The organism is Nocardia sp. NPDC049737 (genome assembly GCF_040674755.1).
GTDB lineage: Bacteria > Actinomycetota > Actinomycetes > Mycobacteriales > Mycobacteriaceae > Nocardia.
In genome coordinates this window covers 161,295-185,644 of sequence record NZ_JBFANH010000003.1, presented here as the reverse complement: position 1 = coordinate 185,644, position 24,350 = coordinate 161,295, and the positions used below count along the sequence as shown (strand labels likewise).

Annotated in this window: 26 protein-coding genes; 17 read left to right on the top strand and 9 right to left on the bottom strand. The window is 66.6% G+C overall.

The window, feature by feature from the left end; translation table 11 throughout:
• Nucleotides 1-167: 167 nt before the first annotated feature.
• Nucleotides 168-461 carry a chorismate mutase gene (locus tag AB0J47_RS05690; RefSeq protein ID WP_327093861.1) on the top strand — a complete coding sequence of 98 codons (294 nt, stop codon included), beginning with the start codon at nt 168-170 and terminating at the stop codon, nt 459-461.
• A gap of 118 nt (nt 462-579) precedes the next feature.
• Here the strand turns inward: AB0J47_RS05690 and AB0J47_RS05685 are convergent, their stop codons facing one another.
• On the bottom strand, nt 580-2,034 hold the full coding sequence (locus tag AB0J47_RS05685) for an NAD-dependent succinate-semialdehyde dehydrogenase (protein WP_364340934.1): 1,455 nt from the start codon (nt 2,032-2,034) through the stop codon (nt 580-582).
• Between the two features lie 205 nt (nt 2,035-2,239).
• Between AB0J47_RS05685 and pgi the strand changes: the two genes are divergently transcribed.
• Nucleotides 2,240-3,877, top strand: coding sequence for a glucose-6-phosphate isomerase (gene pgi / locus AB0J47_RS05680; protein WP_364340932.1), 1,638 nt, complete (start codon nt 2,240-2,242; stop codon nt 3,875-3,877).
• Between the two features lie 58 nt (nt 3,878-3,935).
• On the opposite strand, the gene AB0J47_RS05675 is transcribed toward pgi, so the two are convergent.
• Together AB0J47_RS05675 and AB0J47_RS05670 are read right to left on the bottom strand one after the other, a co-directional pair.
• Nucleotides 3,936-4,610, bottom strand: a complete 675-nt coding sequence (locus AB0J47_RS05675) for a nucleoside/nucleotide kinase family protein (RefSeq protein WP_364340930.1) — start codon at nt 4,608-4,610, stop codon at nt 3,936-3,938.
• Between the two features lie 65 nt (nt 4,611-4,675).
• Complete coding sequence (locus AB0J47_RS05670) at nt 4,676-5,578, bottom strand: LysR family transcriptional regulator (RefSeq protein WP_364340928.1); 903 nt, start codon at nt 5,576-5,578, stop codon at nt 4,676-4,678.
• Between the two features lie 151 nt (nt 5,579-5,729).
• On the opposite strand from AB0J47_RS05670, the gene AB0J47_RS05665 reads away from it, so the two are divergent.
• Complete coding sequence (locus AB0J47_RS05665; protein ID WP_364340926.1) at nt 5,730-6,134, top strand: nuclear transport factor 2 family protein; 405 nt, start codon at nt 5,730-5,732, stop codon at nt 6,132-6,134.
• Here AB0J47_RS05665 and AB0J47_RS05660 read toward each other — a convergent pair.
• A complete protein-coding gene (locus AB0J47_RS05660) occupies nt 6,131-6,808 on the bottom strand; it encodes a class I SAM-dependent methyltransferase (protein ID WP_364340924.1) in 678 nt (225 codons plus the stop codon). The genes AB0J47_RS05665 and AB0J47_RS05660 overlap by 4 nt on opposite strands.
• A gap of 74 nt (nt 6,809-6,882) precedes the next feature.
• Here AB0J47_RS05660 and AB0J47_RS05655 point away from each other — a divergent pair, with 74 nt between their 5' ends.
• On the top strand, nt 6,883-7,749 hold the full coding sequence (locus tag AB0J47_RS05655; protein ID WP_364340921.1) for a helix-turn-helix transcriptional regulator: 867 nt from the start codon (nt 6,883-6,885) through the stop codon (nt 7,747-7,749).
• Between the two features lie 248 nt (nt 7,750-7,997).
• Here the strand turns inward: AB0J47_RS05655 and AB0J47_RS05650 are convergent, their stop codons facing one another.
• Together AB0J47_RS05650 and AB0J47_RS05645 are read right to left on the bottom strand one after the other, a co-directional pair.
• Nucleotides 7,998-9,617 (bottom strand): acyl-CoA dehydrogenase family protein, encoded by a 1,620-nt coding sequence (locus tag AB0J47_RS05650; RefSeq protein WP_364340919.1) that lies wholly within the window; start codon nt 9,615-9,617, stop codon nt 7,998-8,000.
• Nucleotides 9,604-10,233, bottom strand: a complete 630-nt coding sequence (locus tag AB0J47_RS05645; RefSeq protein ID WP_364340917.1) for a TetR/AcrR family transcriptional regulator — start codon at nt 10,231-10,233, stop codon at nt 9,604-9,606. The genes AB0J47_RS05650 and AB0J47_RS05645 overlap by 14 nt, the downstream gene beginning before the upstream one ends.
• Before the next feature lie 66 nt (nt 10,234-10,299).
• On the opposite strand from AB0J47_RS05645, the gene AB0J47_RS05640 reads away from it, so the two are divergent.
• Both AB0J47_RS05640 and AB0J47_RS05635 read left to right on the top strand, forming a co-directional pair.
• Nucleotides 10,300-11,061: a crotonase/enoyl-CoA hydratase family protein gene (locus AB0J47_RS05640; RefSeq protein ID WP_364340915.1), complete on the top strand. Its 762-nt coding sequence runs from the start codon at nt 10,300-10,302 to the stop codon at nt 11,059-11,061.
• A 2-nt stretch (nt 11,062-11,063) separates the two neighbouring features.
• Entirely contained in the window at nt 11,064-12,740 is a 1,677-nt protein-coding gene (locus AB0J47_RS05635; protein ID WP_364340913.1) for a hypothetical protein, read from the top strand.
• Nucleotides 12,741-12,805: 65 nt separating this feature from the next.
• On the opposite strand, the gene AB0J47_RS05630 is transcribed toward AB0J47_RS05635, so the two are convergent.
• Nucleotides 12,806-14,053, bottom strand: coding sequence for an FAD-dependent monooxygenase (locus AB0J47_RS05630; RefSeq protein WP_364340911.1), 1,248 nt, complete (start codon nt 14,051-14,053; stop codon nt 12,806-12,808).
• A 77-nt stretch (nt 14,054-14,130) separates the two neighbouring features.
• Here AB0J47_RS05630 and AB0J47_RS05625 point away from each other — a divergent pair, with 77 nt between their 5' ends.
• From AB0J47_RS05625 to AB0J47_RS05615, 3 genes are all read left to right on the top strand, one after another.
• Nucleotides 14,131-14,682, top strand: a complete 552-nt coding sequence (locus AB0J47_RS05625; RefSeq protein ID WP_364340909.1) for a TetR/AcrR family transcriptional regulator — start codon at nt 14,131-14,133, stop codon at nt 14,680-14,682.
• A gap of 101 nt (nt 14,683-14,783) precedes the next feature.
• On the top strand, nt 14,784-15,974 hold the full coding sequence (locus tag AB0J47_RS05620) for an FAD-dependent oxidoreductase (protein ID WP_364340907.1): 1,191 nt from the start codon (nt 14,784-14,786) through the stop codon (nt 15,972-15,974).
• A 10-nt stretch (nt 15,975-15,984) separates the two neighbouring features.
• Nucleotides 15,985-16,926 carry a sigma-70 family RNA polymerase sigma factor gene (locus AB0J47_RS05615; protein ID WP_364340905.1) on the top strand — a complete coding sequence of 314 codons (942 nt, stop codon included), beginning with the start codon at nt 15,985-15,987 and terminating at the stop codon, nt 16,924-16,926.
• 264 nt (nt 16,927-17,190) lie between these two features.
• Here AB0J47_RS05615 and AB0J47_RS05610 read toward each other — a convergent pair whose 3' ends face one another.
• The gene (locus AB0J47_RS05610) at nt 17,191-17,874 is read right to left on the bottom strand and encodes a pyridoxamine 5'-phosphate oxidase family protein (RefSeq protein ID WP_364340903.1); all 684 of its coding nucleotides are present in this window, start codon (nt 17,872-17,874) and stop codon (nt 17,191-17,193) included.
• Nucleotides 17,875-17,955: 81 nt separating this feature from the next.
• On the opposite strand from AB0J47_RS05610, the gene AB0J47_RS05605 reads away from it, so the two are divergent.
• Both AB0J47_RS05605 and AB0J47_RS05600 read left to right on the top strand, forming a co-directional pair.
• Nucleotides 17,956-19,353 carry a PLP-dependent aminotransferase family protein gene (locus AB0J47_RS05605; protein WP_364340901.1) on the top strand — a complete coding sequence of 466 codons (1,398 nt, stop codon included), beginning with the start codon at nt 17,956-17,958 and terminating at the stop codon, nt 19,351-19,353.
• 314 nt (nt 19,354-19,667) lie between these two features.
• Nucleotides 19,668-19,973, top strand: a complete 306-nt coding sequence (locus tag AB0J47_RS05600) for a hypothetical protein (protein WP_364340899.1) — start codon at nt 19,668-19,670, stop codon at nt 19,971-19,973.
• 134 nt (nt 19,974-20,107) lie between these two features.
• On the opposite strand, the gene AB0J47_RS05595 is transcribed toward AB0J47_RS05600, so the two are convergent.
• Nucleotides 20,108-20,419 (bottom strand): hypothetical protein, encoded by a 312-nt coding sequence (locus AB0J47_RS05595; protein WP_364340897.1) that lies wholly within the window; start codon nt 20,417-20,419, stop codon nt 20,108-20,110.
• Between the two features lie 426 nt (nt 20,420-20,845).
• On the opposite strand from AB0J47_RS05595, the gene AB0J47_RS05590 reads away from it, so the two are divergent.
• The 6 genes from AB0J47_RS05590 (at nt 20,846) to AB0J47_RS05565 (ending at nt 24,350) form a co-directional block, all read left to right on the top strand.
• Nucleotides 20,846-21,688: a helix-turn-helix transcriptional regulator gene (locus tag AB0J47_RS05590; protein WP_364340895.1), complete on the top strand. Its 843-nt coding sequence runs from the start codon at nt 20,846-20,848 to the stop codon at nt 21,686-21,688.
• Nucleotides 21,685-21,900 carry a DUF397 domain-containing protein gene (locus AB0J47_RS05585; protein WP_364340893.1) on the top strand — a complete coding sequence of 72 codons (216 nt, stop codon included), beginning with the start codon at nt 21,685-21,687 and terminating at the stop codon, nt 21,898-21,900. The genes AB0J47_RS05590 and AB0J47_RS05585 overlap by 4 nt, the downstream gene beginning before the upstream one ends.
• Before the next feature lie 220 nt (nt 21,901-22,120).
• Nucleotides 22,121-22,324 carry a DUF397 domain-containing protein gene (locus AB0J47_RS05580; RefSeq protein WP_364340891.1) on the top strand — a complete coding sequence of 68 codons (204 nt, stop codon included), beginning with the start codon at nt 22,121-22,123 and terminating at the stop codon, nt 22,322-22,324.
• The gene (locus AB0J47_RS05575) at nt 22,321-22,527 is read left to right on the top strand and encodes a DUF397 domain-containing protein (protein WP_364340889.1); all 207 of its coding nucleotides are present in this window, start codon (nt 22,321-22,323) and stop codon (nt 22,525-22,527) included. The genes AB0J47_RS05580 and AB0J47_RS05575 overlap by 4 nt, the downstream gene beginning before the upstream one ends.
• Before the next feature lie 150 nt (nt 22,528-22,677).
• Nucleotides 22,678-22,923, top strand: a complete 246-nt coding sequence (locus AB0J47_RS05570; protein WP_364340887.1) for a DUF2630 family protein — start codon at nt 22,678-22,680, stop codon at nt 22,921-22,923.
• Nucleotides 22,920-24,350, top strand: coding sequence for an NAD(P)/FAD-dependent oxidoreductase (locus tag AB0J47_RS05565; protein WP_364340885.1), 1,431 nt, complete (start codon nt 22,920-22,922; stop codon nt 24,348-24,350). Before AB0J47_RS05570 ends, AB0J47_RS05565 begins: the two co-directional genes overlap by 4 nt.

Here is a 24,350-nt window from a genome sequence, read left to right as displayed (position 1 = left end):
CGATTCGGCTTACAGCCGGATATCGTGATCGCGGACTTTGTACCTGAGCGCGCTGCCTGGGGGGAGGATTGCAATACCTACCAGGTTTGTTCTGCACGGTGAAAGAACCGATCGGTAACGAGCTCGGCTCACCAGCCGATCCATGTTCTGACACGAGGAGATGAATGATGAGCACCCCCGCCACGACGACCGGGTCCGATTCGGCTCTGCCCCACACCGAGGCCGAGATCGACAAGCTCCGCAAGGAGATCGACCAGCTCGACGCGGAAATCCTGGCCGCCATCAAGCGCCGCACCGAGATCTCGCGGATCATCGGTCGCACGCGCATGGCCTCCGGCGGTCCCCGCCTCGTACACAGTCGTGAGATGAAGGTGCTCGAGCGCTTCAGCGAACTCGGCCAGGAGGGCCACACCCTCGCCATGCTGTTGCTGCGCCTCGGTCGCGGCCGACTCGGCCACTGACCGTCTACGGCCGCCACTAGCGGCCCAATCGAACTACGCGACGTTCGCAAGATCGCCGCCTTCCACAAGGCCGCCCCGGGTGTATTTCACCCCGGGGCGGTCGTTTCATGTCCGCGGGTCAGGTAAGGGCGATGTACTTGGTGGACAGGTACTCCTCGATGCCCTCGCTACCGCCTTCGCGGCCGAAGCCGGAGGCCTTGACGCCGCCGAAAGGTGCTGCGGGATCGGAGATTACGCCGCGGTTGATGCCGACCATGCCGGATTCGATGCCCTCGGCAATGCGCAAGGCGCGGTCGAGATCGCGGGTATAGACGTAGCTGACCAGGCCGAATTCGGTGTTGTTTGCGGCGGCGAGGCCCTCTTCCTCGGTTTCGAAGCCGACAACGGGTGCGACCGGGCCGAAGACCTCCTCACGCAGGATCCGAGCATTCGCGGGTACCTCGCTGAGGATGGTCGCGGGATAGAACCAGCCGGGGCCGCCGGGTGCCTTGCCACCGAGGCGGACCTGCGCGCCGACCGCCACCGCGTCGTCGACCAGTTCGCTGACGGTATTGAGCTGCTCCTCGTTGATCAGCGGACCGAGCGTGGTGTTCGGGTCGGTACCCGGCCCGAGGGTCACCGTATTCGACATCGCCTCGACGAGTTTGGTGGTGAACTCCGCCAGCACACCGTTCTGTACGTGGAAGCGGTTGGCCGCCGTGCACGCCTCGCCGCCATTGCGCAGTTTGGCCAGCATCGCGCCCTGTACGGCGGCGTCGATATCGGCATCGTCGAAGACCACGAACGGTGCGTTGCCGCCGAGCTCCATCGAGGTGCGCAACAGGCCGTTCGCCGACTTCTCCACAAGCTTCTTGCCGACTTCGGTGGATCCGGTGAAGGTGAGCTTGCGCAGGCGCGGATCGTCGAGCAGCGGCTGGGTGACGGCGCCGGACCGGCTGGAGGTGATCACCGAGAGCACCCCGTCCGGCAGCCCCGCATCGCTGCACAGCTTCGCCAGCGCCAACATAGTCAACGGTGTGGCCGATGCGGGCTTGACAATCATCGTGCAGCCAGCGGCCAGCGCGGGTCCGATCTTGCGGGTGCCCATGGCGAGCGGGAAGTTCCACGGCGTGATGGCCAGACACGGCCCGACCGGCTGCTTGTACACCATGATCCGCCCGGTGCCGGACGGCGCATGCAGATAGCGTCCGTGCACCCGGACCGCCTCCTCGCTGAACCAGCGGAAGAATTCGGCCCCGTAGCGCACCTCGTTGCGGCTCTCCGGCAGCGCCTTGCCCATTTCCAGGGTCATCAGCAGCGCGAATTCCTCGGCGCGCGCGGTCAGCTGTTCGAAGACTCGCCGCAGGATCTCGCCGCGTTCCCGCGACGGAGTCGCCGCCCATTCGGCCTGCACCGCGACGGCCGCGTCGAGCGCGCGCACGGCATCTTCCGGCGTGGCGTCGGCGACCTCGGTCAGCACCTGCCCGTCGGCCGGATTGTGCACCGGGAAGGTGCCGCCCCCGGTGGCATCGACGGGACCGCCGATCCACAGCTGCGTCGGCACGGATTGGAGTACTTCGCGTTCGGACACCATGTTCCCCAGCCTAAGCCGCGTGCTCGCACAGCACCCTCGACTCATCGATCCGAAATCACCGAGCTTCGAGCGGGCCGCATACGCTCGCCACCGCCCCGTTCGAGCGACCCGCGAATCATCGACACGGGTAGCCATCAGGACAACATGGGCGAAAGTATGCGGTCCTTGCCTGCGCGCCCGAACGAGTGCTTGTAACCTCGCGGACGTGAGCAGCGACATCACCGCATCGGCGGCCTGGCGGAAACTGCACGAGCACCACAGTGCCGTCGCCGGACGACATCTGCGTGAATTCTTCGCCGAGGATCCCGACCGCGGCCGCGAGCTGATCGTGCAGGTCGCAGACCTGCACATCGACTACAGCAAGCATCGCGTCAGCCGGGAAACCCTGCATCTGCTGGTCGAATTGGCGCACGAGGCGGGGGTGACCGAGCGGCGTAATGCGATGTACCACGGCGACCACATCAACACCTCGGAGGACCGCGCGGTCGAACATATCGCGCTGCGCCTGCCCGAGGGCGAGTCGGTCATCGTGGACGGCGCGGACGCGGGCGCCGAGGTGCATGAGGTGCTGCGGCGGATGGGTGAATTCACCGACACCGTGCGCTCGGGTTCCTGGCGCGGCGCGACCGGCGAGCGCATCAAGACCGTGGTGAACATCGGCATCGGCGGTTCGGACCTCGGCCCGGATATGGTGCACCGCGCGCTGCGGCACTATGCCGATGCCGGGATCGGCGCCCGATTCGTCTCGAATGTCGATCCCGCCGATCTGCTCGCGAAACTCGACGGACTCGATCCGGCCACCACGCTGTTCATCGTTGCCTCCAAGACGTTTTCGACGCTGGAGACGCTGACCAATGCCACCGCCGCCCGGCGTTGGCTGGTCGCCGCGCTCGGCGAGGACGCCGTCGCCAAGCATTTCGTGGCCGTCTCGACGAATGCCGAGCGGGTTGCCGAATTCGGCATCGACACCGCGAATATGTTCGGCTTCTGGGACTGGGTCGGCGGCCGCTATTCGGTGGATTCGGCCATCGGCCTTTCGGTCATGGCGACCATCGGCAAGGAGCGCTTCGCCGAATTCCTGGCCGGAATGCACGCCGTCGACCGACATTTCGCGACCGAGCCGCTGGACCGCAACGGTCCGGTGCTGCTCGGTTTGCTCGGCATCTGGTATTCGAACTTCTTCGGGGCGGAATCGCGTGCGGTGTTGCCGTATTCGAATGATCTGGCGCGCTTCCCGGCCTATCTACAGCAGCTGACCATGGAATCCAACGGCAAATCGGTGCGCGCCGACGGCACCCCGGTCACCACCTCGACCGGCGAAATCTTCTGGGGCGAACCGGGAACCAACGGCCAGCACGCCTTCTACCAGCTGCTACACCAGGGCACCCGGCTGATTCCGGCCGATTTCATCGGATTCGCCCGTCCCACCGATGATCTGCCCACCCGCGACGGCACCGGCAGCATGCACGACATTTTGATGAGCAATCTGTTCGCGCAGACCAAGGTGCTCGCCTTCGGCAAAACCGCCGAGGAGATCGCGGCCGAGGGCACCGATCCGAAGGTGGTGCCGCACAAGGTGATGCCGGGCAATCGGCCGAGCACGACGATTCTCGCGCCGCAGCTGACACCGTCGGTCCTCGGCCAGTTGATCGCGCTCTACGAACACCAGGTATTCGTAGAGGGCACCATTTGGGGCATCGACAGCTTCGACCAGTGGGGCGTGGAACTCGGCAAGCAGCAGGCGCTCGCGCTGGCCCCCTTGCTGACTTCTCCGGACGAGCCGCAGCCGCAAGGGGACTCCTCCACCGACGCCCTGATCGGCTGGTACCGCGACAACCGCTGAGCCGCACGTACACCGGTAGTGGCCACTGCGAGGGAGATTCGCCGGGGCTCGTGCGCGCTTAGGCGGCGTAGTAGCGGCCACCGCGCTGGCGCAGCACGAGGTCGGCTCGGAGCCTGGTATCGGCGATCAGGTCGGCATTGGGCAGATCGCTGTTGTGCACCTTGGTTTGCGCGGCCTGAGCGGTGCGACCGCCGCGAATGTGGCGGCGCAGCAGGCGTTGTTCGAGCACGTCGCGGGTCACGTCCAGATACCAGACCTCGTCGAGGAATTCGCGCACGCCCGACCAGGCACCGTCGGACAGCAGCAGATAGTTGCCCTCGGTAATGGCGATCTCCTGCCGATCGAAGACGACACCCGCCGGAGTCGGTTCCTCGATGGCGCGGTCGAAGGTCGGCCACGGCACCGGCTCGCCGAGTGGGGTATCGCGCAGGCGGCGCAGGGTTTCCAGGAAGGCGGCGACGTCGAAGGTGTGCGGTTCGCCCTTGCGCTCCAGATTCGCCGTCGCGCGCAGTACTGCGTTGGGCAGATGGAAGCCGTCCATCGGTGCGATTTCGGCGATTCGGGCACCGGCTCGGTGGTTCAGATCCTCGCGAATGGCCTTGGACAGCGTGGATTTACCCGCACCCGGCGGACCCGCGATACCGAGCACGTACCGTCGGGCGCAACCCGCCGCCCGGATCCGCAGGTGCTCGACGAGCGAGCGCAACGGCATTTCGACGGAAGTCCGTGTCATCGAAATCACAGTACTCAGCCTGAGTCGGTCCGCCGCGAATTTGGGCGCGTGGCTATGTAAGTCGGCTATCGAAGTCGGTGCCGGACTTCGGCGGAGAGGTCGGCGGCGGCGTCCCGAAGTGCCTCGATGAAGACCTGTCCGGCCGAGTCCACGCCGCGATGGACGACGGATGTCGTGCGAGCCGCGGCGGGATGGTCGATTCGGACCAGTGCGATACCTGGCGGCAGCACCGGGACCGCGATCCCGGGCACCACCGTGCTGCCCATACCGGCCGCGACCAGACCGATTTTGGCGAACCAGTCGCGGGCGACGAAGGCGATCTCCGGTTCCCAAGTGGCGTCGCGCCATGCGCCGAGCAGGGTGCCGCTCACCTCGGTGCTGCCCGCGATCCAGCGCTCACCGCGCAGTTGTGCGGGCGTGACGCTGGTGCGGTCCGCGAGTGGATGGTCCGGTGCGACCGCGATGAGCAGTGGGTCGTCCAGGAGTGGCTCGATCTCGGTGTCCGCGGGGATATTGCGCGTCTCGGTCACCACCGCCAGATCCAGTCGACCGCGCGCGACGGCGGATACCAATCGCGGACTGGTTCCTTCGCGCAGCGGTACTCGCGCGAGTCGAGACGCGGTAGCGGCAATGGACCGGGGCACCAACGCGGCCATGGCGGTCGAGAATGCGCCGACCCGGAGCGTGGCGGGCGTGCGCGCGGTGAGTTCGTCGAGTTCCTGCCGCGCGGAGCCGAGTCCGCCGAGCACCGTTTCGGCATGGCGCAGCAGGATCCGTCCAGCGTCGGTGGCCCGCACGCCGCGCGCGTGCCGCTCGAACAAGGCCCGGCCGGCCGCCTGCTCCATGAGGGCGATTTGCCGGGAGACCGCCGATTGCGTGTAGCCCAGATTCTCCGCGGCGGTCGAGAACGACCCGCTCCGTGCCGCCTCCTGGACCACCCGCAATCCGACGATCGTGAACTCACCCATGCTGTTTACTCATACCAAATATGCGAGACTCTCGCTTGTCGCATATCTCGGCCGTACCTAGCGTCGTGTGTATGAGTAAGCGAAGCGAGCGAATTATCAACACAGCTGCCAGTGCGGTCATACCGGAACCGAGCGCCCGCGAGGTGCGGGCATGAGCGCAGCGGCGAACAAGAAACTGATCGAGCACATCTTCGACCAGATGGCCCAGGGCAATACCCGAGCGATGAGTGCGGCAATGGCCGAGGACTTCCGCTGGATCTTTCCGGGGAACTGGTCCTGGTCGGGCATCTGGGAGCCGAAAACGGTTGTGTTGAACGAACTTCTGCGACCCCTGATGGCCCAGTTCACCGAGTACCGCAGCGCGGCCGACTTCGTGATCGCCGAAGACGACAGGGTCGTCGCCCAGGTTCGCGGGCACGGCATCACTGCCGGAGGTGAGCCGTACGAGCAGACATACTGTTTCATCTTCCGGATCGCGAACGGTCGACTCACCGAGGTGATCGAGCATTGCGATACCGCGCTGGTCGAGCGGGTGCTCCAGCGTGTCGGTGGCTAGTTCGGGCGGGTGCCGCGGTAGAAGGTGACGCGACCGAGGCGACGATGGCGCTGCGAGGCGACCACGGCACACTCGAAGCCGACGGCGCGCAGGAGTTGGGGGATGCCGTCGCCGAGGTGGTCCTGGGTGTGGTGGGTGTGCAGCAGCATCCGGGCCATCAGGCCGTCGTCCGGGGTCACCTCGCCGCCGATATCGACGATGTGCAGGCTGCCGCCGGGGCGCAGGACGCGCAGCGCCTCGGCCAGTGCGGCGGTTTTGATGTCGGCGTCGAGGTGGTGCAGCATCATCGACGACAGCACCCGGTCGAATTCCTCGTCCGGATAGGGCAGTTCCTGCGCGTAGGCGCGTTCGAAGCGGATTCCGTTCAGCCCATGCGCCTTTCGTTCGGCGCGGGCGAGTGCGAGCGGGTCCGGATCGGAGCCGATCACCGCTGCGGCAGGTTGGGTACGTTTGACTCTCAGCGTGAGATTGCCAGTGCCACAACCGATTTCCAATACACGATGCTCGGGTGTGAGTTCAGCCTGCGCGACCAGGGTTTCGTGGAGTTTGTACATGCCGAGCAGGCGGGTGAGTAGATCGTAGGTGGGCAGCAGTGCGTCACGGCCCGCCGCGGGCAGGTAGTCGTGCCGGTTTCCCATGGCTTTGATTACGGAATGTGGATGATCTTTGGTCATAATTCTCATGGTGCCCGCAGATCCAGACGTATAATTGGATGATTGTTTGCATAATTTGGACTATTTTCGGTGTCATGATCGAGGCTACCCGGATGGTCCGTCACCGCCATGGTGTTCCGGTGTACGACTACCGGAGCGATCAGGTCACGCCGCCGGTGTCACTGCTGCGGTTCGATCGCCATGCCGAACGCGGCCACCGCCCGCATATTCACAACTTTCCGGTGTTGCTGTATGTCCGGTCCGCCGGCGTGGTGTACGTCATCGCGGCAGGTCAGGTGATCGAGGCGGCGCCGCCGCATCGGTTCGAAAGTGCGGTCGGTGTGTTCTTCGATCCCGCGGCGCTCGGCGATGCCGGGCGGGCGCCCTGGCCCGCGTGGCGGGCGCATCCGTTGTTGTTCCCGTTCTTGCACGAGCATTCGGGTGGGGTGCTGGAGTTGGCGCTCCCGGTGGAACGAAGACCCTTGTGGGACAGCGCGATTGCCGCTATCGAAGCCGAGCTGGCACAGCGGCAGGAGGGATATCGGCAGGCGGCGTCGGCACATCTGACGCTACTGCTCATCGACCTCGCGCGGCTGGCCGCCGATGTGGTGGGTGATCTGCGGCGCAGCGGTGAGCCGTTGCTCGCCGAGGTCTTCGACGTGATAGACCAGCGGCACACCGCACCGCTGTCGCTGCGCGACGTGGCGGATGCGGTCGGCATGACGCCGGGGCATCTGACCACTGTGGTGCGCCGCCGCACCGGACGCACGGTGCAGGCGTGGATTACCGAGCGGCGAATGACCGAGGCGCGCCGTCTCTTGGCCGAGACGGACCTGCCGGTGGGCGAGATTGCCCGACGGGTCGGGATTCCGGACGCGGGCTATTTCACCCGCTTGTTCCGGCGCAACAACGACCTCTCACCGCGACAGTGGCGCGCCCAGCCCGCGTCCCTCGCGCGCTGATTGCGGGGGGCCGCAGCGGGCCGGGGCGAGCGCAGGCACCTGTAGTGGGCTGACGCGAGCGGCGGGCACGTGCAGCAGGCTGACCCGAGCGCCCGCAGCGCGCCGACCCGGCACCGGCAGCAGCCTGACCTGAGCACTCACAGCCGGCCGCCCCCGGCACTCACAGCGGGCTAACGAGGCGCGTGTAGCCCGTAGCGCGCTGCAGCACCGTCGCCGGTGCCCATACGGATGACCGGGAGCGGCCGAGGTCAGGTGAGGGCGCGGGCGATGATGTCGGTGGTGTTCACGCCGGTGGGGAGGGTGCCGAAGGCGATGCCCCAGTCGTCGCCGAGACGGGTGGCGCAGAAGGCGTCGGCAACCGCTGGATGGCCGTGGCGGACCAGTTGCGCGCCCTGTAGGACCAGGGCCATGAGTTCGACGACGCGACGGGCGCGGTATTCGATCTCGTCGAGGTCGGACAACTCCTTGCCGAGGCGGGCGATGGCATCGTCGAGGCGGGGGTCGGCGCCTGCGGCGAGGGAGACTTCGTTGAAGAAGGCCTCCACGGTTTCGGGCTGACGGCCCATGGCGCGCAAGGCATCCAGCGCCGCGACATTGCCGGAGCCTTCCCAGATGGACATGAGCGGGGCCTCGCGGTAGAGCCGGGGCATACCGGATTCCTCGGCATAACCATTGCCGCCGAAACATTCCAGGGCCTCGGCCGCATGCGCGGGGGCACGCTTGCATACCCAGTACTTGGTGACCGCCAATGCGATTCGGCGCAGAGCAGCCTCGGCGGGATCTGTGCCCGCGCGGTCGGTCGCCCCGGCCAGGCGCATCATGACCGTGGTTGCGGCATCGGATTCGATCACCAGGTCGGCGAGCACATTCCGCATCGCGGGTTGGTCGATCAGCTTGGCCCCGAACGCTTCTCGGTGCCGCGCGTGGTGGGCGGCGTAGACGGCGCCGACGCGCAGGCCGGTGGCGGAGCCGATGACGCAGTCCAGGCGGGTCATATTGACCATTTCGATGATGGTCTTGACACCCGCCCCTTCCGCGCCGACCAGCCAGCCGGTGGCGTTGTCGTATTCGATCTCCGACGAGGCGTTCGACTTGTTGCCGAGCTTGTCCTTGAGGCGTTGAATCCGGATGGGGTTGCGGGTGTCGTCCGGGAGGACGCGTGGCAGCAGGAAGCAGGACAAGCCGCCGGGTGCCTGGGCCAGGGTGAGGAACATATCCGACATGGGCGCCGAGGTGAACCACTTGTGGCCGACGATGCGGTAGCTGCCATCGGGTTGCGGTGTGGCGGTGGTGGTATTGGCGCGGACGTCGGAGCCGCCCTGCTTCTCCGTCATCGACATGCCCGCGATCAGACCCGCCTTGGTCGACGGTTCACGCAGGCCGAAATCGTAAGTGCGGGAACCGAGTAGCGGTTCGTACTTGGCCGCGAGTTCCGGATTGTGGCGCAGCGCGGGCACGACGGCATAGGTCATCGAGATCGGACACATATGCCCGGCGTCGGCAACACCCCAGGTGTAGAACTTGGCCGCGCGAGCGGCATGCGTGCCCGGCCGGTCGTCGAGCCAGGGCGAGCCGTGGAGTCCATGCGCGACAGCGACTTTCATCAGCTCATGCCAGTACGGATGGAATTCGACCTCGTCGATGCGATTGCCGTAGCGGTCATGCGTGTGCAGGACGGGCGGGTATTCGTTGGCGAGGCGGCCCCACTCTTGCGCTTCGAATCCGCCTGCGAGCGTGCCGAGTTCGCGCACTTCCGGTTCGGCCCAGCCCGCGCCTTCGCGGTGCAGCCCCTCGAGCAGGGCCGGGTTCTGCGCGACATCGAAGGGCACGATATCGGGAACCTGGTTGAAGACTTCATGCGTCGACATCGGACACTCCTGAGTCGGATTCATCGCGCACACCGAGTGCGCGTAACGCGAAACTGATGAGTTCGGGCACAACGGATTCGCTGTGCGGTGCGTCGGCCAGCGGGCCGACCAGGACCTCACCGATCGCGCCGACGAGCGCGGCCGCGCTGGTCTTGGCATCCTGCGCGGGCAGTTCACCACGCGAAACACCTTCCGCGACAGCGGATTCGAAAGCTTCGGCGAAGGCGCGACGGAAACGCAGACGCTCGGTGTCGACCACGGTATCGACGGGTTCGACGAGCAGGACGTAGGCGAGCTTCGGATTCTTCAGCGCCCGGCCCGCGAAGGTCTCCACCGCCGCGGTGACCCGCTCCACGGCAGTTCCGGCGGCGCTTGCGGAGACCACCGCTGCCACCTCGTGTGCGACCACCTTCCGGAATACCGCGCTCACCAGGTCTGCCTTGCCGCTGAAGTTCTTGTAGACCGTCCCGGTGGCCACGCCGGCCTCGGCGGCGACGGCTGCCATGGACAGTCCGGCATAGCCCGCGCGAGACAGCACCTTGGTCGCAGCCTGCACGATCAGGCCCGCCTGGGCATCGAGGCGGGCCTGCACAGCAGGGGTTCTGCGGTAGGCCATACAAGAAGTGAACCACAAATTCATTTCTTTACACAAGGGTACTTCTGACGGCGTATGGTCGTGCTCGTGACTGTGCGAATCGAACGCAATGGGCCCGTGACCACTGTGATCCTGCACCGCCCCGAGGCACGCAATGCCGTCGACGGTCCGACCGCCGCCGCCCTGGTCGACGCATTCCGCGAATTCGACACCGATCCGGATGCGGCGGTCGCTGTGCTGTGGGGCGAGGGCGGCACCTTCTGCGCCGGCGCGGACCTGAAGGCGCTCGGCACCGAGCGCTCCAATCGGGTCACCGAGGACGGTGACGGCCCGATGGGGCCAACCCGAATGCGGCTGTCCAAACCGGTGATCGCCGCAGTCTCGGGATATGCGGTCGCGGGTGGACTGGAGCTGGCTCTGTGGTGCGATATGCGAGTTGCCGAGCAGGACAGCACGTTCGGCGTGTTCTGTCGCCGCTGGGGTGTGCCGCTGATCGACGGCGGCACGATTCGGTTGCCGCGCATTGTCGGCACCGGACGTGCGATGGATATGGTGCTCACCGGTCGCGCCGTCGCCGCCACTGAGGCATTGCAGATCGGGCTGATCAATCGGGTGGCGCCGAATGGCGAATCCCGCAGCGCCGCCGAACAACTCGCCGCCGAACTGGCCGCACTGCCGCAAACCTGTCTGCGCTCGGACCGCCTGTCGCTGCTGGAGCAGGACGGTATGGACGAGGAGGCTGCGCTGCTCAATGAATACCGACACGGTCTGAAGGCTCTGGCCGACGGAGCGCTGGACGGAGCGCAACGGTTCGCCGCCGGTGCGGGCCGTCACGGTACGCGTACCTGACAATGGTGCCTGCCCGACGCTCGAGCGTCGTCGACGAGATCTTCCTGCGCACGCATCGCGGGCTGGGCACCCCGATCGCGCTCCAGGGTCTGTGGCGCACCGCCGATCGCGTCGATCCGGAGTTACTGCGGCAGGTACACGCGGCACTGCGGGTCGGACCGTTGGGGCGCAGGGTGATTCGTCCTCGGGTGCCGGGTGCACGTCGTAGTTGGCGAGCGAACATTCGGGCGCATCCGCTCGAGTTCACCGACGGCACGATCGCCGCTGCCGACCTGCTCGATTGGGCCGACGAGCAGGGCGCGGACCTCGATCCCGAATACGGTCCGGGCTGGCGGTTGTCGACCGCAGCCCTGGACGACGGCGGATCGATTGTGTCGCTGACCTGCTCACACGCGCTCGCTGACGGGAGAGCCCTTGTGCTGGCGGTCGATGATGCGCTGGGCGGCTCGGGCTCGACCACATCGCCGGTGCGGGCAATGCGTCCCCCGGATGCCTGGTCACGTATGAATTCGGTGGAATCGACGGTCAGCGAATCGTCCACGGAATCTTCTGCGCCGGAATCAAAACGCTCCGGCGAGAACGACCAGGCGACACCGCCCACACCAGAATCGAACCACCCCCACGAGAACGAACGGTTGACCGGCACCACGCACGACACGGCCAGATCTGTCCCAACAACCGGCAACACGCCGACGGATAGCGATCCGGCCACCGACGAGTCGGCTTATCCGGAGCTGCCCGACCGATCGAATGCGGGCGATTCGATGATGCTGTCGAGAGCCTCGTCGACACCCACCGCGCGGGGAGCAGACCGATCCGATGTAGGCGTGAATGCCTGGCTGGGCCGGGCAGCCCGAGATCCAGTATCGGATTGGTCCGACGCTTGGCGACAGTGGTCGATTGTTGTGCGCGGCACGTTCCGCGCGCTTCGTCACGGGATCCCCGAACGTCCCGCCCGGACGGCATCGACTCGCGAAACTGGGTTGTCGACCCGTGAACGCAGGTCGATCGCCGGACGCGCAAGTGTGGATAGCGCGTCGACCTTCGGCTTCGTACTGCACTGTCCCGCTACGGACTGGGAGTCGGCAGCTGCGGCGCAGGGCGGTACTGCCAACAGTCTCTTCATCACGCTGATCGCGAAGATGTTGTGGGCCAGTGGATTTTCCGGTGCGACGATCGATGCCAGCCTTCCGGTCGACACCCGCGACGAGCCGCGCGTCGACAATGACCTCGCGATGACCGAGATCACCATCGAGCGCGGCGATACTCCGGCCACCATTCGCGAGAAGGCGCGAATCGCCTACGAGCGGCGCATGTCCAGCCCCGGCGGGATGCCGGAGGAACTGCTGCAGGTGATTCCGGACCGCTGGGCCTACGCCTTGTCCAAGGGTGCCGGTGAACGAGACATCCTGTGCTCCAATATCGGAACACTCCCCGACTCCCTGCGCACCCTCGGCCCACACCGCTGCATCGGCGTCGCCGCCCGCGCCATCCACCCAGGCCTCACCGCGGACCGCCTCCCCCGCACCCGACTATCCGGCTATCTCTGCCGCATCGCGGACACCTACACCCTCGCCATCGTCAGCCTCGACCCCGCCCATATCGACACCCCCGAAACCCTGCACACCCTGGCACACGAAACCGCAACCGCCCTCGGCCTCCCGATCACCCGCTGGTGACCGCCGACCCCGTAGTGCCGATCGGTGCGCGCAGGTCCGCAAGCCGGGCTGGCGGTGAGGGCTCCTTACTCCAATCCGAGCCCGCTGCCGAGGCCGACCTGGTCTCCTGATGCGGCGGGCGACGGCGGGTAGTCATCCAGGGTCATCGAGTTGTAGAGGCGTGCGCTCTTGGTGGTGAGGCGGACGAAGGCGCGGCTGGGTCCCGCGGGCAGGGCGGAAATCAGGCGGGCACCTTGGACCAGTCCTGACACGCCGAGTCGGGAGGTGGGGATCAGGGTCTTCGCCGCGTTCAGCGCGACCGCATGGCTGCCGCGCACGTGCTCGGCCATCGCGCGTTCGTAGGCGGGAAAGGCGCGCTCGTGGTCGCCGCCCGCCCGCGCCAGTTCCCCGGCGAGGATGTACGCGCCGACGACGGCCAGGCTGGTGCTGCCGCCTACGGCCGGGCCGGGGCAGTAGCCCGCGTCGCCGACGAGTGTCACCCGCCCCCGCGACCAGGTGTCCATGCGGAGCTGGGTGATCGAGTCGAAGTAGAACGCCGGGGTGCGGTCGAGCTCGTCCAGCCAGCGGTCCACCTCGGCGTGCATGCCATCGAACGCCTTGCGCAGCAAGTCCTTCTGCCGGGGCACGTCACGGTGGTGGTAGTCGAGCTCGCCGCGGAACAGGAACAACGCCCGCGCGTCGCCGAGGTGCCGCGCGGCGTACATGCCGGCAGTACGGCCGACGCCGACGTGGATGCGGAGCTCGCCGTCGACACCGAAGCCGTTGGGCAGGGTCACCACCGCGAGGTAGGCCCCGGTGAAGGTGCTGAAGCGGGACTCGTCGCCGAAGACGAGGCGACGCACGTTGGAGTGCAGCCCGTCGGCGCCGACGACGAGGTCGAAGTGGCGCGGTGCGGCGTTCTCGAATCGCACCTCGCCCTCGGGTGAGATCGCGGTGATCGAGTCGCCGAAGACATACTCGACGTCCTCGCTCGCGGCGTCGTAGTAGATCTCGCTCAACTCGTCACGCATTATCTCGACGTGTCGGTCGGAGGTGGCGCCGAAGATCTTGGACAGGTCCACCCCGACGGGACGCCGTGCGCCCTCCCGGTAGAGGTTCATTCGCTTCGTGCCGGTGGCCCGCTCCTCGACGCGTGGGAGCACGCCCATCTTCTCCGAGATGTCCATCGCGGGCCGGAATAGGTCGACCGCGTGGCCGCCGGTCTTGCGTAGAGCCGGCGCGCGCTCGACAACGGTGACCGAGAAGCCGTGCCTGGTGAGCCAGTACGCCAACACCGGACCGGCGACGCTGGCACCGGAAATGAGAATCCGCATGAGCAAATCTCCTTACTTAACGATAAGTAAGCGTAGCACCGTAACTTACCTATCGTTAAGTAAGATAGGCTCGCGGCATGCCTCGTCCTTCCGACACCAAGCAGCGGATCCAAGAGGTCGCCCGCGAGCTCTTCGCGCAGCAGGGTGTGCATCGGACCGGCCTGCAGGAGATCGCCGACCGGCTGGGCATCACCAAACCGGCGCTCTACTACCACTTCTCCTCACGCGAGGAACTGGTCCGCAGTATCGTGCAGCCGATCATCGACGAGGAAGAGGCGTTCCTGGAGGGGCAGGAGGCGCTGAGCGAGGTCGAACCCCGCGCACTACTCGAGGGCTACTTCGACTTTCACTACCGCCACCGCAAAGACATCGTGCTCATGCTCGCCGAGCTGACCACCCTCGCCGACCTGGGCCTGATCGACCTGGTGCTGGCCTGGCGCGGCCGGCTGGTGAAGCTGTTGTGCGGCCCCGAACCCACACTGGAGCAGGCCACCCGGGCCGTGATCGCCTTCGGCGGCCTCCAGGACTGCACGATCCAGTTCGCCGACGTGCCGAAGGACGAACTCCGTCGGGCAGCCGTGGACGGCGCCTGCGCCACGCTGGGCATCGAGGTGCGGCCCGAAGCCTGACGATGCCCGGCCTCGAGGGTGATCCATGTCACTGGATAGTGCTGTCAGGAGTTCGGGGGCTGTCTCGTTCAGGAAGCACGCGAACCAGACAGGAGCGAACCATGAAGCACCGCATCGTCGTCCTCGGGGCCGGATACGCCGGAGCCTTCTCCGCCGGGTACCTGGCCCGCCAACTCCACCGCGACGACTTCGAGATCACCGTGGTCAACGCCGAACCCGATTTCGTCGAGCGGCTGCGCCTGCATCAGCTCGCCGCCGGACGGGATCTGCGGCACCGGCCGCTGGCGGAGGTCTTCGCGGGCACCGGCATCCGGTTGCGACTGGCGCGGGTAACCAACGTCGACGTCGAGCACCGGACTGTCACAGTCGCCGACGAGAAGGGGATCGACCGGCTCGAATACGACACCCTCCTCTACGCGCTCGGCAGCACCGCCGCCGACCACGGCGTTGCGGGCGTCGACGAGCACGCCTTCCCCGTGGCCGCGCGGCCGTCCGCGCTGCGCCTGCACGCACGCCTGGATGAGCTGGGCGAGGACGGAAACGTGCTGGTAGTCGGGGGCAACCTGACCGCGATCGAGGCCGCCACCGAGATCGCCGAATCCCGTCCAGGACTTCGGGTCAGCCTCGCCACCAGCGGCGAACTAGGCGGCTGGCTGGGCACGAAGGCCCGCCGTCACCTGCTGCGTGCCTTCGACCGGTTCGGGATCACGGTCCATGAGCACACCACCATCGAGTGCGTCGAGGAGGCGGCGGCGCTCGCCGCCGACGGCACCGCTTTCGCCTCCGACGCGACCGTGTGGGCCGCCGGTTTCGCCATCCACCCGATTGCCGCCGCCAGCGGCCTCGCGGTGGCACCCAACGGCCAGATCACGGTCGACCGTCAGATGCGGTCGGTCTCGCACCCGGATGTCTACGTTGCCGGTGACAGCGCCTTCGTCATCGGCGACAACGGTCGGCCGCTGCCGATGTCCTGCGCTTCCGCGGGGTACACCGGCACGCAGGCGACGGCCGCGATCGTCGGGGACCGGACCGGACGCAAGATCAAGGCGACCGCGCTGACATACTTCGGCAACCACATCAGCCTCGGACGCGAGGACGGGATCTTCCAGCTGGTCGACGGTGGCGGTCGGTCGAAGTCCGGGGCCCTGTGCGGACGGTCGGCGGCGCACGTCAAGGCGGCAATCGTGGCAGCCAGCGGCTGGGCCATCAGCCACCCGACCTTCGGAAGGCCGACTCACAAGTACCGCTTGGCCACCACCCGACAGCAATCGGCCGACGTGGTCGCCGCATAAAGTCGCGCTCATGGACACTGCCACCGTGGCGCGTTTCGAGGCCAGCCGGAATCGGCTGGCCTCGCTCGCCTACCGTCTGCTCGGCTCGGCCGCCGACGCCGAGGACACGGTGCAGGACGCGTTCCTGCGGTGGCAGGCCGCCGACCGGGAGTACGTCGAGGTGCCCGAGGCATGGCTGACCAAGATCGTCACCAACCTGGCGCTCGACCGGCTCCGTTCGGCGAAGGTGCGGCGCGAACGCGCGGTCGGCGCCTGGATGCCCGAACCGCTCCTCGACGGCGACCCGATGCTCGGCCCGGCCGATACCGTCGAGCAGCGCGAATCGGTGACCCTGGCGGTGCTGACGCTCATGGAGCGTCTGTCACCGGTGGAACGGGCTGTTTACGTGCTGCGCGAGGCCTTTGCGTACAGCCACGCCGAGATAGCCGAGATTCTCGGCATCACCGAGTCCGGGAGTCAGCAACACGCCCACCGAGCCCGGCGTCGAATCGCCGCCGCCGGCAACGGCACTGACATCGACCATGCCTCCGCGCGTCGAATTGTCGAGGCATTCGTCGATGCCGCCTCCTCGGGCCGGACCGAACGGCTGGTCGCGCTGCTGACCGACGATGCGACCGGTATTTCCGACAGCGCCGGGCTGGGGCTGGCCGGGAAGCTGATCCGGTACGCGACCCCGGAACGGATCGCCAGCGCCGTGCGGGCCGGTTTCAAACCGTCTGCGGCCAAGCGGCGACTCGCCGGTGGCTCGCCCTCGATCCATGCCGTCGTGGTCAACGGCTGCCCGGCCATGCTCGCCACGCTCGACGACCGGGTCGCGGGCGTCGTGGTCCTGGAGATCCGTGACGACAAGATCGCAGGTGTGCGCGGCATCGCCGCCCCGGACCGTCTCGGTCGCCTCACCGCGGAATGGCAGCGGCGCGAGCATGCTGCACCACTGATCGAATCGTGGTAACTGGCCGTCCGACAGTCGATCTCGGTTCGACTGTCAATTCTCGTCGAACTATTCGGCGAGCACCACGGCTTGGCCGTGGGTGGCGGTGAGCAGGGTGACGTGGTCCTCGCGCCAGTTCGCGGAGGTGACCAATCGAGGCCAGGGCTGTGTGGCGTTTGCCTCGGTTGTCGAGTCCGTACATCTGCCGGTCGAGCCATATGCCGAGTACGGGCGTCGGCATGCCGAATCGACTGAGTGCGTGCCGATTTCAGTGGACAGGTTGGGTCAACGGACGGGGACCGAGGCCATATCGGTTCGATCGAGTACTTCCTGTGGTACCTCGATGCCCGGCTCTAGATCGTCCGAGGGGATCGGGGCGTCCCAGACCTGACGCAAGGGCAGCACGCCTGCCCAGACGCCGCCGGTTTCGATATCGGCGGCGTCGTCCTTGGGGCCACCGGTTCGGACCTTCACCGATGCCTCGGTCAGGTCGAGGGCGAGGACCATGGTGGCGGCCATTTCCTTTTTGTTCGGCTGCCGTACGCGATCCCACGCACCTGGTGCGGAGTGTTCGACGATGACCCGCAGCGCGCGCATGCGCTCATCGGGGTCGGTGAGTTCGACGGCGCGGCCGCGCACCACTGCCGAGCGGAAGTTGGCGGAGAAGTGCATGGCCGAGCGGGCGTAGACGATGCCATCGACCAGGGTGACGGCGATGGAGATATCGCCGGTCAGCGCCGCACGCAGGTTTCCGGCACCGGTCGAGCCGTGCAGGTACAGCGTGTCGCCGTCGCGGCCGTAGACGGTCGGGAGCACCACCGGACTGCCGTCGAGCAGCACGCCGAGGTGGCACACGAGTCCGGCGTCGAGGACCGCATCCAATTCGGCTCGGTCGGTCCGGCCACGCTCCTTGGAACGTGTCAGGGTGGTACGTGAGGTAGGCGAAAGCGGCGGCCGAGAGTTCGTCATACCTCTAGCCTGGAGGCAAAAGTGGCATTCTGAAATAGCCAATTCATGGAAATTCGAAGAGTCCAATTCGGGAGGTGCGCGATGCTGGATGAACTTCCGCTCGTCCTCGACCGCGATGCTGAGCAGCCATTATCGGTTCAGGTCGCGGAAGGCCTGCGCGCCGCGGCGAGCAACGGACTCCTTCGTGCCGACGATCGACTCCCCTCGTCGCGAGCGCTGGCCCAGCGCCTCGGCGTGAGTCGCACGGTGGTCGCCGCGGCCTACGACCAACTGCACGCCGAGGGCTGGATCGCGGGCCGCCGCGGCTCGGGCACCTACCTGACGACCTCCCCTGCCGAACCGCCCGCACGACCGAGTACACACAGCACCGCCGAGCACGCGCCGGATCTGCTCGATCTCGGCCCCGGCGCGCCCTGCATCGAGGCCCTCGACCAGGCAGCCTGGCGACGTGCCTGGCGCGCGGCCGCAGACGAACCGCCCATCATCCGCAAGGACCGCGGCGGCGAACCGGAATACCGCGCGGCAGTCGCCGAACACCTGCTGCGCCACCGCGGGCTCGGTGCGGGCAGCAAGTCCGTGGTGCTCGCTACGGCCGGAACCAGTTCGGCCGTTGGCGAACTCGCGGCCGCCTTGCTCCGCCCCGGCGACGCCATTGCCATGGAAGACCCGGGCTACCAGCGGGCCGCAGGCGCGTTCGTAGCGGCCGGTGTCCGGGTACTACCGGTGCCGATCGATGCCGACGGCCTGCGCGTCGACCGACTGCCGCACGGCATCAAGGCGGTGTATTGCACTCCTGCACATCAATTTCCACTCGGCACCCGTATGCAAGCGGCACGTCGCGTGCAACTCGTCGAATTCGCCAGGCGCGCGGGCTTACTCATCATCGAGGACGACTACGACGGCGAATTACGCTACGACACTGCCCCTTTGCCGCTGCTGGCCGCGATGGCTCCGGACGTCGTCATCCATCTCGGCACAACGAGCAAGATCCTCTCGCCGACGTTGGGCATCGGCTGGCTCGTAGCGGCCCCGGATATCACCGAAGCCGTTGTCGCGCACCGTGAACGAACCGGCACCAGCCCGAGTCCGGCGGGCCAGCGCGTACTCGCCGAATTCGCCCGCCACGGCGATCTCGCCCGCCACCTGCGCCGACTACGCCGCGCGGTCCCCCCACGTCGAGCCCTGGTCGTGGACGAGCTGCGCCGCCGTGGACTCGAAGTACTCGGCGACGACGCGGGTTCACACGTGGTGGTGCCACTGGATTCAGGCGAAGCCGAACAGCTTGCCGTGGCAGCGGGCCGAACGCGCGGTGTGGCGATGGATGGACTGTCCCGTCATCACCTTGTGGCACAACAACATCCACTCGCAGCAGCAGTTGGTCCGCACACCTTCGGCATCGCGCTGGGCTACACAGCACTGAACTGGGCTGAGCTGCGTACCGCGATTCCGATTGCCGGAGACTGCCTTACACAGCCCTAGCACCTTGCCCCGCGGGGGCATACCCGGCCATCCGGTCTGCCCGTCCTCGGCACGAACCCCAGCAGTCACCGCCGGGTGTCTCCACCCCGAACCCGGGACCGTTCACCGTACGAGCCGTCCGCCGCAGGGTTGCGCGACGGCCTGATTGCGTTCGCGACCGTGCGAGCCGAGTCGACGGCCGCACTCGAGCAGGCACGGCGCGAAGCCGCCGAACGCCTGGCCGCACTGGACGACGCCCGCGGCCAAGCCCTGCGCCCTGCTGGCGCCGCGCACCGATTCGCGCGCCGCGCACCGTATCTCCCGCGAACTCGTGCGTGGCGTGCGAAAAGGTGCGCGGCGCCGAGACGATCGCCGCCATGGACGGCGCGGTGCTGGTGTACGGCGCGGAGGGTTGGCCCCGCGCACCGATTCGCGCGCCGCGCACGGTATCTCCCGCGAACTCGTGCGTGGCGCGCGAAAAGGTGCGCGGCGCCGAGACGATCGCCGCCACCGACGGCGCGGTGCTGGTGTACGGCGCGGAGGGTTGGGACCATGCCAGCTGGGCGATCTGCGCGTGGTTACGTTTCCCCATGGTCGTCGGGCCATCCGTCTGCGGCGACCGCGAGAACCTTGCCGTCTGATGTGTGGAGTTTCGGTGCGCTGTCCGTCGGGGCCAGTTCGAGCTTTCGCGGCGTGTCATTGTGGAATACCGCGAGGAGATCCCTAACCGAGGGCGCTATCTCGCCACGCCACGGTCGAAGTTCGAACACGGCGATCACATCCCCGACCGCGAGGCCGGACCGTTCGCCATGTTCAGCAGGACGGCCCAGTACTCCTCGCGGACCGCGTCCCACAAATCGCCGTGCTGGGGCAGCAACTCCCGGGCGTCGACCAGATCGGGATCCGCGTCGAAGATGATTGTTCCGGGCTGCACACCCGGCAGCGGCGTTCGCGACGGCATGCGATACGCGGTGAACGCCTCGCCGGTGAGCTGAACACGCAGTATGCGGGCAGCACGGTTGACCAGTTGCCACACCGCAACCTTCCCCGCCGGTATCTGCGTGGTACGCAACAGATTCGGGTTCATCGCCACCTCACACCCGATGTCGCTGCGCCACTGGGCCGTTCGGGAGGAGCCCACATCAGGAGGGCTTCGAGGTAGCGCTCGAGCACCTCGGTCGGCACATCGCAGTAGACCGTGGGCTGTGGCCCTTGAAACTTGGCTCGCTTCGGAAGATCTCGGCTCGGCATGTACCGACCTCCGTGCATCGATGGTTGTTTGGGTGCGCCCGGCTCTGAAACCCCTGACGGGGGAACGCGATTCGTCTCGCGGGGCACCCGATTAGCACACCACCAACCCGGCGTAATGACATTGTCATTACGACAATCCCGCGAAACTTGGGTCAAACCCCACGACAGATGCCATTCTGGCTGGCGATTACTGCCATTTCGAGAGTGCCGAGGAGCTGACGTGACCACAGATCCACCCCGAGCCTCACTTCCACGCCGCCAGTTGGGGCGCTTCATCCGCAGGCAACGCGAGGAGAACACCTCGCTTACGCAGGCGGAAGTGGCGAGTCAGATGCAGTGGAGCCACAGCAAGTATTCACGCCTCGAACGCGGCGAACCCGGCAAGGTTCTGGACCGCGATCTGACCGCACTCGGCGAGGTCCTAGAAATCACCGAGGACAAAGTCGCCGCGATGATCGATCTGGCGCATCAGGTCGCCGAGAAGACTTGGTACAACACCTTCAATGACTTGATCCGCCAGAACCTTGACGTGTACATGCGGCTGGAAACAGACGCACACGCGATGGAGATCTTTCGGCCCGACCTGGTGCCAGGCCTGTTTCAGACGGCTGACTATGCCCGTGCACTCAATCGGATCTACTTCCCCAAGGACTCCGAAGAGGAGCAGGATCGTCGAATCGAGCTGAAGTTGCAGCGCCAGAAGATCATTACGCGCAAGAAGTCCCCGGTCAGTGTCGACTTGGTACTGCATGAGTCGGCGGTGCACTCGATGGTCGGCAACGAAGCGGTCATGGCGGCCCAGCTACGGCATCTCGCCGATCTCAGCACCAGGCCGAACATCTCGATCCGCATACTTCCGTTCAAGGCAGGATTCCCACTCGGGATGGCGGTAGGTCCGTTCGTAATTTTGGACTTCAAGCCGGATGTAAAGGGCGTAGCCGATCCGACTGTGATTTATGTCGAGAACTTCACCGGTGATGCGTACCTTGAAGGAGAGTCGGACGTCGACAAGTACCGTAAGGCGTTCGCGATGATCCAGCACGCTGCGCTGGACGTGGTGGCCAGCAGGGCCCTGCTGCGGCAGGTGGCAAGAAGGGATTCGTGAAAGTGGACATCAACCGCCTGGCGGGGGCTAAGTGGTTCAAGAGCACCCGCAGTGCCGGGAACTCGGAGTGCGTCGAGGTCGCATTCCTCGATGAAGGCACGGTCGGGCTTCGGGATTCGAAGAACCCAGCTGGCCCCGTACTTGTCTTCACACCCGGTGAATGGGACGCCTTCACAGCAGGCGTCTCCGACGGCGAGTTCGACCCCGCGTAGTCCCGCGAGAACTAGAGCATCAGGCCCGGTCCGCAGCATTCGGATCGGGCCTTTTTCGTGCCCGCAGAACCCGTCGCTCGCGAGCCGATCGGGGATATGTACCTTGAGAAGGAAGTGGACCTAACGGCGTACCGTGAGGCATCTGCAACGATCCAGCACGCCGCGTTGGACGCTGTGGCAAGTAGAAGTATGTTGCGGCAGCTAGCGAAGGAGTTTTCGGGTGATCGTTTATTTGTCCGATGCGCGCTGGTTCAAGAGCACTCGTAGCGCGGGAGGCCAAGAGTGCGTCGAGGTCGCATTCCTCGACGGCGGCCAGGTCGGTGTCCGCGACTCCAAGAATCCGACCGGCCCGGCGCTAGTCTTCAGCCCTTCCGAGTGGGATGCGTTCACCGCTGGCGTGCACGATGGCGAATTCAACCGGTGAGTGCCGACCTGTCTGGAGCGCTCTGGTTCAAGAGCACCTATAGCGCGGGAGGAAGCGACTGCGTCGAAGTCGCGCATCTCGACGGCGGGTTGGTCGGAGTCCGCGACTCCAAGAACCCCGCTGGCCCCGCACTCGTCTTCACCCCCGGCGAATGGGATGCCTTCACCGCAGGCGTTTCCGACGGCGAGTTCGACCGCGCATAGTCGCGCGAGAACTAGAGCATCAGGCCCGGTCCGCAGCATTCGGATCGGGCCTTTTTCGTGCCCGCAGAACCAGCCGTTCCGGAGCCGATCGGGCCCGGGTCGATTCCCGAAGGACCGTGACCGCGCCGACGCGGTCGTAGCATGGTCCCCATGACCGAACAGGACATCCTGGCGCGTATCAAGAATCTGGTCGATCGTGAGCACGAGTTGCGGTCCAAGGCGACGGCCGGTGCTGTCGATCCGGTAAAGGAGCGGCAGCAACTCGCCGAACTCGAGGTAATGCTCGATCAAGCCTGGGATCTGCTGCGCCAGCGCCGGGCGCGCATCGACGCCGGTGCCACGCCCGAGGAGGCGCAGGAGAACCCGGCCCGTCAGGTCGAGGGTTATCTGCAGTGACCGCGGATTCCGCCGCCGAATACGACGTCATCGTGATCGGTGGTGGGCCGGCGGGCGAGAACGCCGCCGCCTACGCCATCGCGGACAGCGAGCGCACGGCCGTGATCGTAGAGCGGGAACTGATCGGCGGTGAATGTTCGTATTGGGCGTGCATGCCGAGCAAGGCGCTGCTGCGACCGGCCCATGTGCTCTCCGGGGCCAAGGCCATGGCCGGAATCACCGCGAGCGGGCTCGATGTCGACGCGGTGTTGAAGCGGCGCGATGCCTTCACGCACAAGCACGACGACAGCTCGCAGGTCGACTGGGCCACCGATAATCGCATCGAGGTGGTCCGCGGAACGGGACGGCTCGCGGGCGAGCGACTGGTCGAGGTCGACGGCCGCCGGCTGCGCGCCCGCCACGCGGTGGTGCTGGCCACCGGCACCAAGGCCGCGGTTCCCGATGTGCCCGGATTGCGCGATGCGCTGCCATGGATTTCCCGAGATGTGACCAATCTGCACGAGGTTCCGCGCCGCGTGGTGATCATCGGCGGCGGTGTGGTCGCGTGTGAGGCGGCCACCTGGCTCGCCGCGCTGGGCGCGAGTGAGATCACGATGCTGGTTCGCGGCAATGCGTTGCTGGGCAATGCCGAACCGTTCGCGGGGGAACGTGTGGCCGCGGCGCTGTCCGATGCCGGTGTGCGGGTTCGATTCGGCACCCAACCCACACGGGTGACGCGCGCCGACGCGAAGGACTCCGGCGAGGGCTGGATTCACGGCGGTGTGGTGACCGTCGAGATCGGCGATAGCGAGATCGAGGCCGACGAGATCGTGGTCGCTGCCGGACGCGGACCGGCGACGGCGGAACTCGGTGTGGGCTCGGTCGGGCTCGCGGACGGCTATGTCGAGGTGGACGACCGATTGACGGTGCGCGGTGTCGACGGTGACTGGCTGTATGCGGTCGGCGATGTGAATCACCGTGCCGCGCTTACGCATATGGGTAAATACCAGGCCAGAGTGTGTGGTGATGTCATTGCCGCGCGGGCCGAGGGGCGTCCGCTTGCGGATGGGCGATATGCGGCGACCGCCGATCACGGGCAGGTGCCGCAGGTGGTATTCACCGCACCGGAAGTCGCGTCCGTCGGACAGACCGAGGCGGCGGCGCGTAAAGCGGGCTATGCGGTCGAAACCGTGGAACTCGATATCGCGGTCGCCGGATCGTCGCTGGCACGTGACGATTACGCGGGACGCGCGAAAATCGTCATCGATACCGCGACCGACACGCTGCTCGGGGCCACTTTCGTCGGACCGGAGGTGGGCGAGCTGATCCACGCGGCGACCGTTGCCGTGGTCGGCAAGGTCCCGTTGGCGACGCTGTGGCATGCAGTGCCGGCCTATCCGACGGTGAGCGAGCTCTGGTTGCGTCTGTTGGAGGCCCGCCGCTCGTAG